Raw genomic sequence first — 16,829 nt, forward strand, 5'->3', positions numbered from 1 at the left:
TAATTGATAATTAACAACCATTACGAATTACCGATTATATTGTATACCAGATATTCAATAAAAGCAATAGGAAATATATAAAAAAATATTGTTTTGATTAAAAACGGCAAAGCCAAAATAAGCCTTGCCGTCAGGTTATTTCTAAAAATCTACTATGATTATTTTTTATAAATCATGTGGGTAGCCGACTTTTCGACATCTTCTACTGCTTCATAGAATGCTTCTACTACCGTCGGATGAGGATACATGGATTTTAAGATATTTTCCCTCTTTGCCTTGTTTGTTACAAGAGTTCCGATAGCACCTATCATATCTGTAGCCGAATCGCACATCATCTGACAGCCTACAAGCCTGTCTTCTTGATCAAAGAGAACCTTAATAAAGCCTACATCCAAGCCGGAAAGCACCGATTTTCCGTTTGAACCCATGGGAACCTTACCGATTTTTACGGCTATGCCCTTAGCTTCCGCCTCTTTTTCCGAAAGACCTACACCTGCAATCTCAGGTGTGGAGTATACACAGGAAGGAATAACGTCTTGCTTTTCATGTTTGGTATTGTTTACAATATTTTCGACAACAAGGTGGCCCTGATTTTCGGCATTGTGGGCAAGCATTACGTTTCCCTTTACGGCATCTCCTATAGCATAGATACCGTCGACATTTGTTTTCATGCAGGCATCTGTGATTATGCCTCTCTTATCATGCTCAATTCCGGCAGAGTCAAGGCCGATGTCTTTTATTTCTGCAATTCGGCCGATACATACGATTACGGCATCGGCTGTAATATGTTCTTCTTTTTCTTTAAGCGTGAAGGTACAGCCTGTTTTTTCGATTTTGGTAACCATGGCACCGTTTATTATCTTTACACCCTTCTTTTTTAGAACAAGGGCTTGCTGCATGGCTATATCCCTGTCAAAGGGAGGAAGGATTGTTTTTTCAAGTTCTACGATGGTTACTTCTTTTCCTAAATTGGCATACATTGTAGCGAATTCTACACCGATAACGCCGCCTCCGATTATGATGACGCTCTTAAAATCGACAGGTTCTTTTCCCAAAATATCGTCTGAGGTTAAAGCCGTTTCGATTCCGGCTATGGGAGGAGCGAATACGGAAGAGCCTGTTGCGATTATAAGATTTTTAAACTCAAGTTCTTTTCCGTCTACATTGACGGAAGATTTTGAAGTGATTTTGCCTTCGTCGTTAAAAAAATCGACCCCGGCATTTTCGATTATTTTTTCGATTCCGCCTACAAGTTTATCTATAATGGCATTTTTTTTCTCGTAGATGGAGTTTATGTCGTATTTTAAGTTTTCACCTGAAAGACCCAGGTCGTTTTCGGCAAAGCTGCCGAATACTTCGGCTGTATGAAGAAGGTATTTTGTAGGAATACAGCCCTTATTTAGACAGGTTCCTCCCAGCCTGTTTTTTTCGATAAGAGCGGTTTTTAACCCTGCCCTCCCTGCTTTTATGGCAGCAACATAACCGCCCGGGCCTCCGCCCAAAACAATTAAATCATACATACTAATCTCCTAAAGCAGCTTAAAATTTTTAAGCATTATATTTTTATCTTGTAAAGTATACACGATGACCTTAATAAAAGCAAGGGGAGTTTTGCTTTGAAAGACGATAATTTATATTCACTGGACTTTTCCCTTATTATTTAAAAACTTTATCAAAGTCTACATAATTCTTACCCGGCTCTGCTAATTTTAATATATCCTCATCAGTAAGTTGAGGAATGCGGCTTACAGCTTGGGGAAAAGGAGCAAGCCTGTTATTTTTATTTTGTTTAAAGAGCCAAGAAAAGATCCTGTTATCCTTATATGCCAACAACCAAGAACTATGAGCATTAGTTGCGGCTTTATGAGTCTCTCCCGGAAGATAAACCGTAAATTTAGGATTAAAACCTAGGTCTCTATAGGCATTTATCATTTTAGTAGTCAGCTTTATGTTTCTGATATTATCGTCAAATGCCTGCATTTCCCACATCGGGATATTAGCAAATTTGGCAACATTAGGTACAACAGTTTCTTCTACAGCAGGACCGCCTCCCACCGGATTATTTGGACCTCCGGCAACAAGTAGCATGGCCGCAAAAAAATCGGGCTTTACAATTGACATATTTGCCAACCCTTCTGCTCCGATTGATAAGCCCGTGCCATAAATCCTATCTTTGTCTATGTTAGGATAAGTTTTTTGCAAGTCTTCTACTAATTTAAAGAAAGCATCCATAACGTCTTTATCTCTCCATAGTTGGTTTTTATCTATTTGCGGAACCAAAACTACGCAGGGATAGTTTTTCTGGTTTTCAGGATAAGCCCAAATAAGAGCTCCTTCAGCCTTAGTTACACCTAAAGTCTGCCTATTATCAGAGCCTCTTTGACCGCTTCCATGTAAAAAGACCACCAAAGGAATGTTAGTATGCTGTTTTAATGTTTGCGGTATAAAGAGTCTGTATGGTAATTTTACGCCCTTATAATTAAATTCTGAAACTTTATATTTTTCCGTTATTTTGTATTCTGCAAAAATTTCTATTTCTTTTATGGCAAGCTCTTTATTTGTAAATACCAATCTAACTTTATCGGCTTCGATTGTTGGTACACAGCGATCAATTACATTTGTTGTATTATTAGTATAATTATCTGCTGTTTGCCATTTATTGCCAATAAACACTTCAAATTTTATAGCTCCCATAGGCTGCATACTATCGATTCTGTATCTGCTGATCTTCATGATCTTATCAAACCCAAAAACTATTTCCAAAGTTTTTTTACTATCGGTCCAAATGGTATCTGATTTACCGTCAACAGCCAATTTAGAATCTTCATCAGAAGATAAAATATTTTGCGATTTTAAGACTGCATTATAGATAATACCTCGTCTTATAGCCAATAATTTATCAATGGATTCTTCAATTTTTGTAATATCTAAAATAATTATATTGGCAAATAAGGCTTCATAATTAAGCTTTATTTTTGGAATAAATTTGGTATTTGTATTATTTACAATAAGGTAAATCATATCATCCGTAATAGGATAGTTCATAGATCTAAAATCATTTATAACAGCAATTAAAGAATTAGGGTCAGTATTTTCCAGTAAAATATAACTGACATTTTCCTTTTTGCCGTTAATTTTTTTTGTAAGTTCATCAATCAGATAGTCATCAAAAAAATTTCCTGCCATTACAACCAATGGATAAGTTTTCTTTTTGTCTTTTTCAGTCTTAGGACAATAGTACTTATAAGTAAGAGTTTTACCACTCTTAAATTCGGTTATCTGTTTTGCTTCAAATACTAAATTATTCGGCTTTAATTCCTCATTAATTATTTTCCCATTATTGCTCACACAAGATAATAAAATTAAAACAAATGATAAAATAATGAAACTAAAAGAACTTCTTTTCATAGATACCTCCATAAACCTTAAATGATTACAAAAACAGGCTTATAATCAGCAATTGTAAAGAGCAATAATTTCTTTAGCCGTATTTTTACAAGTCTCTCTAATAGCCTTTCTCAATTTTACATAATCATTATCTCCATCTTCAACTAAACGGACGGTATTCATTGATTCCTGCAAAAGACCGGAAAAGAAATTAATTTTTCTAATTCCTCTTTTTACAGACTCTTTTATGGCTTCATCCGGTATACCGGTTGCCCCATGTAAAACTAAAAAAGTTTCTCCAACTACAGAATGTATTTCAGAAATTAACTCAAGCTGTAGCTTAGGGGGATCCTTATACAATCCATGAGCTGTGCCTACTGCAATTGCAAGTGCCTCAACTCCTGTTTCTTGACAAAAAAATTCAGCATCCTTAGGATCGGTATATTTTTTTGTTTTGGATGAGTCAACCAAATTGGCAATTCCTTCATCTCCAATGATAGCTCCTAATTCAGCTTCTACACTGATATCCAAAGGATGGCAAATTTCTATAACTTTTTTTGTAATTTCTATATTTTCCTTCAGAGGCAAGGTAGACCCGTCAATCATAATGGAAGTCATACCGCCTTCTATAGCTTCTTTAATCATATCGAGTTGGTCCGGTTTAGCATGATCCAAATGCAATGCAATAGGAACTTTAGCTTCTTTTACCATAGCCAATAAGGAGGCCAAAAAGATTTTTCCTCCCAAGATTTCCCAATGTCTTGATGCGACACCCATAACAATAGGCCGATCAAGCTCTTCCGCGGCCAAGATACAGCCTTTTGCCATTTCTAAATCAACAGTATTAAAAGAAGCAATTCCGCCTTTGCTGTTTAAAAGCAATTTTTTTAAATTAGTTATCATTGAATACCCCCATAAAAATATTTTATCCATCGTTTTTTATTAAATCTCTTAAATAATTATTATAATCAAAAGATTCTTTATACATATTCCCATTTTCCAATGTGTTATAGAGCTTATCTCTGAATTCAAAAGTTTTTTCGTAAAGTGTAACATTATTTTTAATAGGATTAAAAATTTTTTCATTCACACTCCCCACTCTTGAAAAAGCACTTATGTGATCTTTTTCTATACCTAAAGCTACCATTGCACAAATTAAAGCTCCTTTTGCTGTAGCCTCCACCGTCGGCGGCATCCTTACCGGGAGATTAAATACATCCGCTTGAATTTGATTGTATATATCAAGTGTAGTTAAACCTCCTGCAACAATAACCTCACGGAATTTTGAAGATACTAAACTTTGAATAAGATTAAGATTTTCACCCATATCCAGAACCACAGATTCAAGTAAGGCTCTTGCCATATCGGCCCTTGTATTGGCTAATGTCAAATTAAAAAAAACGCCTTTTGCATATGGATCCCAAAAAGGTGCAGCAGCTCCTTTAAAATGAGGTAAGGCAACAATACCGTTTGCTCCTGCAGGTGAACTTTTGACCAAATTATCCAAGGTCGGATAATCTACCATTGTTGGAGAAGCTGCTTCACTATGTACAAATTCTTTACCAAACCAATGATACAAGGCTCCTCCTGTGAGAATTCCGGCTTCTACAACCCACTTACCTTTTATAACGGAGGCTGAGCAAAGTGTTTTACGCTCAGGATGAAAAACGGGCTTATCGGTATGGGTTATTAGAAAAGCGCCTGTTCCCGTATTTGCCTCTATAGAGCCTTCATTGATAACTCCCATACCTATAGCTGCTGTTTGCTGATCTCCGCCTACAATTACAACGGCTGTTTCGGGATTTAACCCGGTCATCATAGCCGTATCAATACTAATTTTTCCTACAACGTTTCCGGGAGAAACCAGTTCAGGCAATTTATCCTTGCTGATACAGGCGATCTTTAAAAGGTCTTCATTCCATTCACAAGTTTTTATATCCATCATCATAGTGCGGCATGCCTGAGAATGATCCGTTATATATTTTCCGGTCAGTTGGAAAATAACATAATCTTGAATACCTAAAAATTTATAGGTATTATAAAAAATATCAGGCTCGTGATGTTTTAACCAAAGGATTTTCGGCATTGAAAAATAAGAATCGGCTCTGAGACCCGTAATTTTATATATATCGGCTTCAGAAATTTCCTTTACTATTTTATCTATTTCTGCATAAGCAGTTTTTTCCTGCCACATAAGAACATCGCCCATAACATTATTTTTTTCATCCATACATAGAACCGAAGCTCTTTGTGCAGTAACGGCGATAGCGAGATTCTTATAATGATTTTCATTTATAATTTGAGCACATTTGCCCAAAACAAGCATCAAAGACAAGCCCCAGCTGGTAGGGCTTTGTCTTACACGCCCATCGTTATAAAAAACGGGGCTATATTTTACCTGCGAGGAAAAAAGTTCTTCACCTGCAAGGTTATAAAGTATAGCTCGAATGCTGGATGTTCCGATATCCAAAGCCACAATTGTTTCTATTTTTTCCATATTATAATCCAAGGTAAAAACGTAGTATTACGCATTGTCTAAAAAGCTGCAACAGAAGTAATAAACTTTTGTTGCAGCTAAATTAAGGGTTTACATCAAACCAGGCAGAGGAATAAAGCTTAAAATAATTACACAGATTAATCCTGTTACGCCTGCAATGGTTCCTGCCAAAGTCCAAGCCTTCATTGTATTCGGTACAGATAGATTTCCATATCGAGATACAACCCAGAATCCGCTGTCGTTGGGAAGTGATAGTCCTATACCTCCGGCACAAATAGCAAGACCTATCAGGATCGGCGACAAGCCCATTTCTGCTGCCACAGAACCTAAAATTCCAGAGGTTGTAACAAGGGCAACGGTAGTTGAACCTGTTGCAGCCCGCAAAATCTGGCTTAACAAAAAGCCTAAAAGAATCATAGGCATTCTTACATCTTGGAAAGCTCCTACCAAAAAATCTCCAATACCGGTAGCCTTAATCATATTACCGTAAGCTCCGCCGGCTCCTGTTATCATAAAAATCATACCGGCCTGTGCTATAGCTGTTATAAATACGTCTGTAATACTCCTTTTTATATAAGGCTTTAAAACAATCATGGCAAAAAGGACGGCTATCGTTAAAGCAATATTCTTATCACCTACAAAAGTCCAAAAAGACTTAAAAGCGCTATCTCCTTTTATTACCAATGATAAAATAGAACCTAAAAGAATCAAAACTACGGGGAGCAACAAGACTGTCAAAGATAAACCTATACCGGGACGATTATCGGCATGGGATTCATATTTTTCTTCTTCAGTTGACAGCTCTGCAACTGCAGGGTTTTTCTTTCCGAGGAAAGAACCGAAAAAATATCCGCCGACCAAAGCAGCCGGAATGGACACCAAAAGAGAATATAATAAAAATATTCCGAAGTCCGCACCCATGGCATTAGCAACAGCAACAGGTCCGGGAGTAGGTATTACTAGTGCATGGGTTACAATTAAACCGATAACCAAGGATGTAAGATAGGTAATATACGGCATCTTTGTTTTTCTTGACAGCTGTTTAATAAGCGGCGCAAAAATAACGAAGGCCGCATCAAAAAATACCGGAATCGAAATCAAAAAGCCTGCTATATTCATTGCTAAAGGAGCTTTTTTATTGCCTGTCTTTTTTAACAAAGAATCGGCAATTTGATCTGTAGCATTTGCCTCGGCAAGTAACTGTCCCAATACAACACCGAGACCAATAATTATACCTATTCCGCCTAAAGTGCCGCCAAACCCGCTCGAAAGAACCTTTGGAATTTGTCCCATAGGCATCCTAACCATCAGTCCCGTTAAAATTCCGGCAACCAATAATGTAATGAACGGATTTAATTTAAATTTGATAATAGACAATAAAATAAGCCCTATTGACAATAAAAAAATTAATAACAATAATGTTCCTGATACCATTTTTTTCTCCTCTTGAAAATTATGAGTATTGTGCCTTTTCCCTTACAAAACGCACACAGTAAGGGAAAAGGTTATTCGTTTTTAAATTAAATCTTAGTATATATTTTTGACACATAAGATTTAACACACCTTCTTAATCCTCTTAATTTTTTAACCAAGCTTTAAATTCAGCATTGTCCAAAACTTCAGGATTAACAATAAAATTACTATTACCTCCTTCCAATATATTTTTAATATCGTTCATTAACAAACCGGGACTGTTTGCTAAAACTTCACTGGTAGTTCCGGCTATATGTGTAGTTAATGTAACATTATCAAGCTCCATTAAAGGATTATTTTCCTCAAGAGGCTCGGATTCAAAAACATCCAATGCAGCCCCTAAAATTCGCTTTTCTTTAAGAGCAAGGGCTAAGGCATCATAATCAACCAAGCCTGAACGAGCGGTATTAATAAAGATGGCCGTTTTCTTCATAGAATCTATGCTTTTTTTGTCAATTATACCTTTTGTGGAAGGTAATAACCTGGCATGAACAGAAACTATATCCGAAGTTTTAAAAAGTTCTTCTTTTTCGACTAATTTTACTCCGAGTTTTTTTGCAACTTCTTCTTTGATATAGGGATCGTAAGCAATTACATTTACATCAAAGCCTGATAATTTTTTTGCCACAAGCTGACCGATATAACCGAATCCGATCAAGCCGATAGTTTTTCCTTTTAACTCCATCACGTTATCTGAATTAGAAAAAACCTTTCTCCATTCTTTATTTTTAATAGAAAAATGAGCTCTGGCGATATTTCGTATTTCACTTAATATCAATCCAATCGTAAAATCACTTACAGCCTCAGCATTTCGGCCTTGAACATTGAAAACAAGAACTCCCTTTTTTGTAGCAGCTTCTACATTGACATTTTCAACTCCGGCACGGCAAACTCCTATAATTTTTAAACTAGGCATTTGATCCATCATTTTTTTACTCATAGGCTGAAAAAGCCCCAACACCATCTCGCTGTCATTAGCTTTCCCGCCTGAAGCCAATACAGGATCGACCTCTTCGATTTCGGGCCCATTTTGTTCGACCTTAAGTCTTCTGTCTTGTAGATTTGCCCAAACGCTTTCATACTCCCCATAAACAACTTCCTTACAATAAGATTTTAGAATCTTATTGTATGCAGCTTCAAACAGAGGATTGGGAATCATTGCATCTCCCAATATCGCAATTTTTTTAATCATCTTAGCCATCTTCTTCTCCTTTCAAAATATTTTTAAAACTGTTTTAACAGTTTACCTCAGCTATTTCTTCATTTTGGCAACAGCCAATTGTGAACCATATATATTCTTTTTTCCCTGTTCTTTTAACCTTGCAGCAATAAATACCGTCAAAATATCGGTAATAACCACTTGTAGAATTCTACTTTTTTGAGCATCCGGTCTAAATTTCGTTTCATTGGAACAACTAAGAAGAGTTAAATCACTTTTATTTGCCAAACTGCTGTTAGGAAAACTTGTTATTGACATTACCTTTGCACCTAAACGGTTTGCATTTTGCAAACAGTCGATTAACGAAAGTGTCTCTCCGGAGTGGGATATCAAAATCAGTAAATCGTTTTTATCTATATGAACACAATGAATTGCCTGTATATGAGAGTCCTCACTTGTTACGGCATTTAAACCGAATCTTAGCAATTTGTGATACAAGTCCCCGGCCACATAACCCGAAGAACCTGCTCCAAATATACATATTTTTTTTGCTTTTAATATGGCATCTACCGCTTCAAGATAAAGAGAAGTACTATTAAGTGTAAGTAATTGTTGAATTGCAGTTCCGATATCTGCAATAACTTTTTTTATAACGGTTTCGCTGCTGTCTTCATTTTGAATTTCTTCATTATAAAGATTATTATGTTTTCCGCTGTAAATTTGAGCTAGTTTAACTCGGAAAACTTGATAAGAATGATAGCCGATTTTTCTTAAAAACCTCATTATGGTTGCTTCGCTAACCTTGCATTCTTTTGCCAAAGCAGCTATAGAAGAAAGCATAACAGTTGACGTGTTTTGTAAAACATAATCGGCAACCTGTTTTTGTCCTTTACTCAAAATGGCATAATTAGTTTTTATAAGCAAAAAAATATCCGTATCATAAATATCCACACCGCTACTCCAGTTTATGGTTTTGAACATAATCGTAGTTTTACTACGATTTAATTATACCATTGCGAAGTTTTCCTGTCAAGTTTTTTTTTAAAATTTAAATTTTACGAATATAATCAGGGATTTTTAAATCACTTTAAATATTCCCCCTCCGCGCCCCTTGCGGTTTATTTAAAATTTTCAATGATTTAGCTGATTATTAATGAAAAGAAAAAACTATTTAGAAATAAAAAAAAGCCAACTCTCGGACTTGAACCGAGTACCTGCACGTTACGAGGGTGCTGCTCTGCCGGGTGAGCTAAGTTGGCATGTTGATTTTTGATAAAGAAACTTTACCAAAAATCAACAAAAAAGTCAATAGGAAGAATTTTTAGCTTAAGCCTTGTTTATTACGTCCAAAACAGTGCCGTCGCGGTAGGTGCTTATTCCCACTACCTCAGCAGAGCGGGGCTTAACTTGAGGCTTGCCTGTAAAGGATTCTGCAATTTCCTTTAATTCTTCGATAGTTTTAATTTCAAGGTTTGTTTCGGATTTTAATTTTTTGATTAAATCTGCATGGCGCGGATTAATTGCAATACCTCTATCCGTAACAAAAACGTCTATTGTTTCTCCGGGAGTGGTTACCGTGCGTACCTTGTCTACAAGGCAAGAAATGCGGGCATTAAATAGCTTTGAAACTATTATCGAAAGCTTAGCTCCGGCTGCCGTATCGGCATGTCCGCCCGAACCTCCCAATATTATACCGTCAGAACCTGTAGTTACGTTTACGTTATAGTCCAAGTCTATTTCGCTCGCACCGAGGATAACGACATCAAGCTTTCCTGCAACGTGATCGGGATTATTGGGGTTTGCATAAAGATCGGCCGAAATCTTGTGATGATTTGCATTTTTTTCGGTGGAATCTACGGCTGAAAGATCGAAGCACTGAACATCGTAAAGGTTTTCAAAAAGCCCTTCTTCAAGCATCTTTACAAAATAGCCTGTAATTCCGCCGCAGCCGAAACTTCCCTTTATATTTTTTTCTTTCATTGCACGGTGCATTTCATCTGCAACTGCAAGAGAAATACCGCCTGCCCCTGTCTGCATACTGAATCCGTTTTTAAAAAGCCCCGAATGTTCAATCAAGGTGCGGCAGTCGCGGGCTATTTTCAAGCCGATAGGATCCTTTGTAATCTGAGTTGTTCCGCTTACGATGCCTGCAGGGTCTCCTATCCTGTCTACCTCAACAACCATGTCTACAAAGCGGCCTTCGATGTCGGGCCTTTTAACCTTTGAAACTCTTGTATCGGTAATAGCAATAGTTTTTTTTGCCATCTGTGCATCGGCTGCGGCATAACCTAGGGAGCCGCAAAACGACTTTCCTTCAGAGCCCGAAATATTTCCTTGATCGTCTACACAAGGAGATGCCAAAAAGGCTGCATCTATGGTAACCTCTTTTTCCAGAATCATTCTGGGTCTACCGCCATGGGTGGTCATAATCACGGGCTTTTTACACTTACCGTAACTTACAGCCTTGGCAACGGGGCCCGACATATAAGAGGTCATAAGCTGCGTAACCGTTCCGTCTTCCATAAGTTCAACCAAAATTTCATGGCAGGGGAAAATTGAAGAAGCCATTACGGTTAAATCTTTGATTCCTCTTTTTTGGATTTCCCTCATTACCATGTCAAGAACATAGTCGCCGTTTCTAAGGTGATGATGAAAACTTATAACCATTCCGTCATGGAGTTTAAGCTCATCAAGGGCGGAGGATAAGGTCTTCCCAAATACGGGCTTCACATTCTTTGTAAGCTCGTATTTTGCATTTTTTTTATTTACAAAGGCTCCCTTAAAAGGATTGTCTAAGCCTTCTCTTCCAAGTATGTTATTCATATCCTTTTCCTCCTTATTTTATTAAGCCCCAGTTCTTAGCCGAATCATAAAGAGCCTGAGCCCTCTTGATAACGGGTAGGTCAACCATCTTTCCCTTAAAGCTGAATACGCCTAAGCCCTTTTGCTTAGCCTCTTCTGCTGCCTGTAAAATAGCTTGGGCTCTTTCAATTTCGGCAGCGGAAGGAGAAAATATTTTATGAATCTCTTCAACCTGACGGGGATTTATAACCAAGCGGCCTGAAAAGCCTATGCTCTTACTAAAGGCTGTATCGAGCCTTAGGCCTTCGAAGTCTTCTACATCGGTAAAGGGGGTGTCGAGAGAGTCCAAGCCGTAGGCATGGGCGGCAGTCGTCAAACTAAAGCGGGCGTATTCCAGTTCTTTTGAAAGACGGGTTCTCTGAATTCCCATATCTACGGAGTAGTCTTCTCCGCCTAAAAGAAGGCCTTGAATTAGCGGTGAAGCCTTGGCTATAGAATTTACATCCATAATTCCGCGGGCAGATTCTACAAGCATAAGAAAGCTGAAATCTTTTGTTATCTTATGCTCACGTTTTATCTCGTTTATTTTTTGTTCTACCGAATGAACTGCATCGACAGAGGCCTTAGGAATTACGATTCCGTCCGGAAGAACGGGAATAATTGCCTCCAAGTCCTTTTCCCAATAAGGGGAGTCGATGGGGTTTATTCTTACAGTGATTTCGGAATGGGTAAACTTTAAAAAGGAAAGAGCATTCCGCACCAGAGTACGGGCCGAGTCTTTTTCATCAAGGGAGACGGCATCTTCCAAATCGTAAATGATGGAATCCGCTCCCAAAATATCGGCTGATACCAACATTCCCGGATTATTGCCGGGCATAAAAAGCATACTTCTTCTATTTTTCATTTGCGCGCCTCAATGCTGTTTCTACACGGGCCTTGATTGTACAATCTAAGGCACCCTTGTCTTCGATAAAGAGCTTGGCATTTTTTACTTCAAACTCATCCAATACTTCCTGCACCGTTTTTTTTATCTGTGCACCGAATTCGTTTAAAACAGAGCTTTTTAAGTCAAGTTCAAGTTTTTCGGAAGGAACAATACGGACAAGGCAATCATTTGATTGGAGTGTTCCGCAAACCGCTTCTCGTTTTATTTGCATAGATACCCCTTAAAAATTTTATATGATGAGTATTATAGCAATATCAAAAGAATAAGTCAATCTTGGGAAAAACAATACAGCTTGCATTTAATGGCTCTTACATAGTATAATTCCCCTCTAACGGAGGTCTTAATTTATGAAAGATACAATCTATGTTTTGGATGCCTATGCTCTTATTTACCGCTCTTATTTTGCCTTTATTTCAAGACCTCTTACAAACGGTAAGGGCGAAAACGTTTCGGCTATATTCGGCTTTTTTAAAAGCCTTCATTCCATATTTACCGAATACAATCCTAAGCTCTTTGTTACGGCCCTAGATTCCCTTACGCCCACATTTAGGCACGAGATGTACAAAGAATACAAGGCCACAAGGGATAAAACGCCCGATGACCTCCATGCTCAAATCGACAAAATAGAAGAAATTTTAAAAATCTTTAAAATTCCCGCAGTCCGCTGTAACGGCTTTGAGGCAGATGACGTAATCGCTTCAATATCAGCCCTCGCAGAAAAGGAAGGGCGTGAATGTGTGATTATTTCGGGCGATAAGGACTTAATGCAGCTGGTTTCAAAAACCACAACCATGTTAAAGCCGGGGAAGATTAAGGCTTGGGAAGGCTTCGGAGCCGAAAACGTAAAAGAAGAATGGGGAGTTTATCCCGGCGGAATGTTGGATCTACTCTCCCTCATAGGCGACACGGCCGACAATGTTCCCGGAGTAAAGGGGGTAGGTCCGAAAACGGCCGTAAAGCTCCTCGAAGAGTACAAAACCCTCGACGGCATTTATGCAAATACAGAAAACTTAAAAGGAGCCTTAAAAACAAAGATAGAAACAGGAAAGGAAGCGGCTTATTTTTCTAAAGATCTCATAAAACTCCGCTTCGATGTACCTATCGAAAAAGATTTAAACGCCTACTCTACTTCCCAAATGGACTATGAAGCAGCCGCCCGTCTTTTTATAAACGAAGAGCTTCCCAATATTGCAAAGCTCTATTCCGAAAAAATTATTACCGAAAAAGCACCTCTCGAGATGCTTCCGCAAGAATTAGGTGCAGGTGAAGAAATCTCCCTTCCTCAAAACAAGGGTGATTACAAACTTGTGGACGAGGCAGAAGAGCTTTTTAAAATCATAGACGAGGCCGTAAAACAAGGTCTTGCGGCCTATGACTGTGAAACCACAAGCGAAGATCCTCTAAATGCAGAAATCTGCGGCTTCTCCCTTGCTATAAAAGAAGGAGAAGCCTATTACTTTCCCTTAAAAGCACCTCTCCCTGAACTTGGAGAGGAGGCTCCCAAGCTCATAGCCTTTAAGGATGCCCAAAAGGCCGTATCAAAGCTCTTTGATTCAAAGATAACCCTCATAATGCATAACGGAAAATTCGACATTCAGGCGGCGCTTTGCTCAAACCTTGTAAAAGGTATTTCGGCAAATCTTTTTGACACAATGATAGCCGCATGGCTTTTGGATCCTGCCCGCTCTTCTTACGGAATGGATAAGCTTGCAGAAAGTGTTTTGGGTTTAAGAACAATAAGGTTTAAGGAGCTTGTAAAGGCCGGGCAAAACTTTTCGGATGTTCCGCTAAATGAAGCCTGCCCCTATGCTGCAGAGGATGCGGACATAACACTTAAATTTTATAATAAATTTTTCCCCCTCTTAAAAAAGAATAATTTGGAAAAGCTCTTTTTTGACCTTGAAATGCCCATTACAAAACTTTTAACCGAGATGGAAATAAAGGGCATCTTTTTAAAGGGAGAAGAACTTGATGCTTATTCAAAAGAATTAGGAAAAGAACTTGAAGAATGCGAAAAGGATATTTATAAACTCGTAGGTCATGAGTTCAATATAGCTTCGCCCAAACAGCTTCAAGAAGTATTATTTGAAGAAAGAAAGCTCACTCCCGGCAAAAAAACTAAGACGGGCTACTCTACCGATACCTCGGTACTCGAAAGCCTTGCTTCCGAAGACCCTGTGCCTGCAAAAATCTTGGATTACAGGGCTCTTGCAAAATTAAAATCCACATACACCGATACCCTTCCAAAGATGACCGATAAAAACGGAAGAATCCACACAAGTTTTATTCAAACAGGAACCGCCACAGGCCGCCTTTCAAGCCGTGACCCTAATTTACAAAACATTCCCATACGCGGAAACGAGGGGCGGAGGATAAGGGAGGCCTTTCAGGCTGAAAAGGGGCGGGGGCTTATCTCTGCCGACTACTCTCAGATTGAGCTTGTAATCCTTGCCCATCTTTCAAAGGATCAAAACCTTGTAGAAGCCTTTAATAAGGGTATAGACGTTCATGCCAAAACTGCAAGTTTAATCTTCGCAGTAGACATAAAGGATGTAACGCAAGACATGAGGCGCATAGCAAAGACTATAAACTTCGGGGTAATGTACGGCATGAGTGCCTTCCGTCTCGCCTCCTCTTTGAGAATTCCCCGCAAAAGGGCTGATGAGTTTATAAAGGCATATTTTGCAACCTATTCGGGAGTGTCAGGCTTTATGGCCCAAGTCTGCCAAGAAGCCGAAAAAAGAGGCTATGTTGAAACCATTATGGGAAGGAGGCGCTATCTTCCGGCTATAAACAGCAAGAACAAGATAGAAAAGGCAGGGGCTGAACGCATTGCGGTAAATACCCCCCTTCAAGGCTCTGCCGCCGACATAGTAAAACTCGCCATGCTTGAAGTCGATAAGGCCTTAAAAAAGCAAAAACTTGATGCGGCCATACTCTTACAGGTTCACGATGAGCTTATAATAGAAGCTGCCGAAAGCGAAAGAGAAAAAGTCATGGCCCTCGTAAAAGAAAAAATGGAGGGTGTAATCAAACTTTCAGTACCCCTAAGGGTCAGCATAGAATCGGGAATGAGCTGGGGGGAATTCCACTAATGGGCAGTACTCAACCGATTTTGATAGGACTTTCAGGCCCCTCTTGCTCAGGAAAAAACAAGGCTAGCTCTATTTTAGAGGAGTACGGTTTTTATTGCATAGATGCTGATGCTGTTTCAAGAGATGTTTTTGCAGAACATGAAAACGAAATTTTTAATCTCTTTCAAGCCGAAGCCGAAAAGCGCGGGATAGATTTAAAAACGGAAAAGGGAATCGATAAAAAAGCCTTTGCCCTCTTGGTTTTTTCAGATGAAGATCTATTAAAAAAACACGAAGATTTTATTCTTCCTATAATTGAAGAAAAAATATGGGAGGAGATTAAAAAAGCCTTTGCAGAAAGGCCTGAGAGACCCATTCTTTTAAACGCCCCTACCCTTCACAAGACAAGCCTTATAAAAAAATGCCGTTTTATATTGTACATAGATGCTCCCTTTATTTTGCGTCTTATAAGGGCAAAAAAAAGGGACAGGCTTCCTTTCAAAAATATTCGGTTAAGATTTTCAAAACAAAAGAAATTCTTTTCTCAATACTTTTTTTTAAATGCCGATACAATAGTAGTAAAGAACTCTTGGTCTACTGCAAGTTTAAAAAGAAAGCTTTTGCAGGAAATCAAAAAAAGAGGTTTTTGAGGTTGATTTATGGAACAGAAAAAAATTTTATGGATAGTATTGTTTATTTCGTTGTTTGCTCTAATTATCTTTGGAGTCGGTTTATACCTATATGCTCCATTCCGTAATAAAAGCACCATGACTGCAGCAGAGATATCCGATTTAGGCAGAATAGAAGCCGATAAGCCGGATACAAGTGTTGACCCTCTTCAATGGACACGAAACCCGGACTCAATTCCTCCTCTTGAGCCAGAGTCTTCAACTCTTGTAAATATTGCAAACAATATAACCGTTGTAAACGGAGAAGGACAAAAAGGAACAACGGAAACCTCAATAAATGTGAGCGATTTAACTAATACTCAAAAAGACGAAAAAACTGCAAATTTGCCTGAGAACCTTGCAGCAAATTTAAACACTAATCAGGAAGCCGAAACAAAGCCTTCTGAAACCGAAAAGCAAAATTCTTCTTCAGAGTCAAAGAAACAAAATAGCGGAGGAACTTCCGTAAAGGGGCTCTCATCAAATCCTGTTGAAAAACCTAAAACCGAAAAGAAAACAACTAAAAAAACGGAAAAACCGGCTGTCAAAAAAAGCCCCGCTCAAAAAACCGTTTCAACCCTATACTGGGTTCAAACAGCTTCTTTGACAAGCCGATTAAATGCCGAAGCCGCAAGGGATAAACTGACTGCAAAACACATGAAGGCAGAAATTTTTACCAAGGAAACGGCAACAGGTCTTACACACCGTGTCAGAGTAGGCCCCTTTAAAAATAAAACCGAGGCCGAGTATTGGCTAAAAAAAATAAAAGAAATTAAAGGTTTTGAAGGAAGTTATGTAACCCAAGACCGAAAAAAAAGCTGAT

At 38.5% G+C, this 16,829-nt stretch carries 13 protein-coding genes and 1 tRNA gene; 3 read left to right on the forward strand and 11 right to left on the reverse strand.

Annotated elements, in window-relative coordinates:
- Positions 1-158: 158 nt before the first annotated feature.
- The 11 genes from lpdA to citD form a co-directional block, all read right to left on the reverse strand.
- Entirely contained in the window at positions 159-1,520 is a 1,362-nt protein-coding gene (gene lpdA, locus E4O04_RS08340) for a dihydrolipoyl dehydrogenase (RefSeq protein WP_253707288.1), read from the reverse strand.
- Positions 1,521-1,656: 136 nt separating this feature from the next.
- Positions 1,657-3,408 carry a PHB depolymerase family esterase gene (locus tag E4O04_RS08345; protein WP_253707289.1) on the reverse strand — a complete coding sequence of 584 codons (1,752 nt, stop codon included), beginning with the start codon at positions 3,406-3,408 and terminating at the stop codon, positions 1,657-1,659.
- A 45-nt stretch (positions 3,409-3,453) separates the two neighbouring features.
- A complete protein-coding gene (locus E4O04_RS08350; protein ID WP_253707291.1) occupies positions 3,454-4,290 on the reverse strand; it encodes a class II fructose-bisphosphate aldolase in 837 nt (278 codons plus the stop codon).
- A gap of 22 nt (positions 4,291-4,312) precedes the next feature.
- Positions 4,313-5,884, reverse strand: a complete 1,572-nt coding sequence (locus tag E4O04_RS08355; protein WP_253707293.1) for an FGGY-family carbohydrate kinase — start codon at positions 5,882-5,884, stop codon at positions 4,313-4,315.
- 90 nt (positions 5,885-5,974) lie between these two features.
- Positions 5,975-7,318, reverse strand: coding sequence for a GntP family permease (locus E4O04_RS08360; RefSeq protein WP_253694753.1), 1,344 nt, complete (start codon positions 7,316-7,318; stop codon positions 5,975-5,977).
- Between the two features lie 142 nt (positions 7,319-7,460).
- Positions 7,461-8,558, reverse strand: a complete 1,098-nt coding sequence (locus E4O04_RS08365) for a 2-hydroxyacid dehydrogenase (RefSeq protein WP_253707295.1) — start codon at positions 8,556-8,558, stop codon at positions 7,461-7,463.
- A 51-nt stretch (positions 8,559-8,609) separates the two neighbouring features.
- Positions 8,610-9,467: a MurR/RpiR family transcriptional regulator gene (locus E4O04_RS08370; protein ID WP_253707297.1), complete on the reverse strand. Its 858-nt coding sequence runs from the start codon at positions 9,465-9,467 to the stop codon at positions 8,610-8,612.
- Between the two features lie 235 nt (positions 9,468-9,702).
- Positions 9,703-9,775, reverse strand: a tRNA-Thr gene (locus E4O04_RS08375).
- Between the two features lie 67 nt (positions 9,776-9,842).
- Positions 9,843-11,339, reverse strand: coding sequence for a citrate lyase subunit alpha (gene citF, locus E4O04_RS08380; RefSeq protein WP_253707298.1), 1,497 nt, complete (start codon positions 11,337-11,339; stop codon positions 9,843-9,845).
- A 13-nt stretch (positions 11,340-11,352) separates the two neighbouring features.
- Complete coding sequence (locus E4O04_RS08385) at positions 11,353-12,222, reverse strand: HpcH/HpaI aldolase/citrate lyase family protein (RefSeq protein ID WP_253687763.1); 870 nt, start codon at positions 12,220-12,222, stop codon at positions 11,353-11,355.
- The gene (citD, locus tag E4O04_RS08390) at positions 12,212-12,475 is read right to left on the reverse strand and encodes a citrate lyase acyl carrier protein (RefSeq protein ID WP_002669237.1); all 264 of its coding nucleotides are present in this window, start codon (positions 12,473-12,475) and stop codon (positions 12,212-12,214) included. The genes E4O04_RS08385 and citD overlap by 11 nt, the downstream gene beginning before the upstream one ends.
- 136 nt (positions 12,476-12,611) lie before the next feature.
- On the opposite strand from citD, the gene polA reads away from it, so the two are divergent.
- From polA to E4O04_RS08405, 3 genes are read left to right on the forward strand one after another with little or no spacing between them, the layout of a single operon-like run.
- The gene (gene polA / locus E4O04_RS08395) at positions 12,612-15,359 is read left to right on the forward strand and encodes a DNA polymerase I (protein ID WP_253707300.1); all 2,748 of its coding nucleotides are present in this window, start codon (positions 12,612-12,614) and stop codon (positions 15,357-15,359) included.
- Positions 15,359-15,988: a dephospho-CoA kinase gene (gene coaE / locus E4O04_RS08400; protein ID WP_253707302.1), complete on the forward strand. Its 630-nt coding sequence runs from the start codon at positions 15,359-15,361 to the stop codon at positions 15,986-15,988. The genes polA and coaE overlap by 1 nt, the downstream gene beginning before the upstream one ends.
- A gap of 9 nt (positions 15,989-15,997) precedes the next feature.
- Positions 15,998-16,828 (forward strand): SPOR domain-containing protein, encoded by an 831-nt coding sequence (locus E4O04_RS08405; protein WP_253707304.1) that lies wholly within the window; start codon positions 15,998-16,000, stop codon positions 16,826-16,828.
- Position 16,829: the final 1 nt, after the last annotated feature.

The sequence above is a fragment of the Treponema sp. OMZ 799 genome (assembly GCF_024181365.1).
In the GTDB taxonomy this organism is placed as follows: domain Bacteria; phylum Spirochaetota; class Spirochaetia; order Treponematales; family Treponemataceae; genus Treponema_B.

Bases quoted from the DNA above. Each gene is read 5' to 3' on its own strand.
- lpdA (WP_253707288.1), bottom strand. From the start codon at position 1,520: ATGTATGATTTAATTGTTTTGGGCGGAGGCCCGGGCGGTTATGTTGCT.
- E4O04_RS08345 (WP_253707289.1), bottom strand. From the start codon at position 3,408: ATGAAAAGAAGTTCTTTTAGTTTCATTATTTTATCATTTGTTTTAATT.
- E4O04_RS08350 (WP_253707291.1), bottom strand. From the start codon at position 4,290: ATGATAACTAATTTAAAAAAATTGCTTTTAAACAGCAAAGGCGGAATT.
- E4O04_RS08355 (WP_253707293.1), bottom strand. From the start codon at position 5,884: ATGGAAAAAATAGAAACAATTGTGGCTTTGGATATCGGAACATCCAGC.
- E4O04_RS08360 (WP_253694753.1), bottom strand. From the start codon at position 7,318: ATGGTATCAGGAACATTATTGTTATTAATTTTTTTATTGTCAATAGGG.
- E4O04_RS08365 (WP_253707295.1), bottom strand. From the start codon at position 8,558: ATGGCTAAGATGATTAAAAAAATTGCGATATTGGGAGATGCAATGATT.
- citF (WP_253707298.1), bottom strand. From the start codon at position 11,339: ATGAATAACATACTTGGAAGAGAAGGCTTAGACAATCCTTTTAAGGGA.
- E4O04_RS08385 (WP_253687763.1), bottom strand. From the start codon at position 12,222: ATGAAAAATAGAAGAAGTATGCTTTTTATGCCCGGCAATAATCCGGGA.
- citD (WP_002669237.1), bottom strand. From the start codon at position 12,475: ATGCAAATAAAACGAGAAGCGGTTTGCGGAACACTCCAATCAAATGAT.
- polA (WP_253707300.1), top strand. From the start codon at position 12,612: ATGAAAGATACAATCTATGTTTTGGATGCCTATGCTCTTATTTACCGC.
- coaE (WP_253707302.1), top strand. From the start codon at position 15,359: ATGGGCAGTACTCAACCGATTTTGATAGGACTTTCAGGCCCCTCTTGC.
- E4O04_RS08405 (WP_253707304.1), top strand. From the start codon at position 15,998: ATGGAACAGAAAAAAATTTTATGGATAGTATTGTTTATTTCGTTGTTT.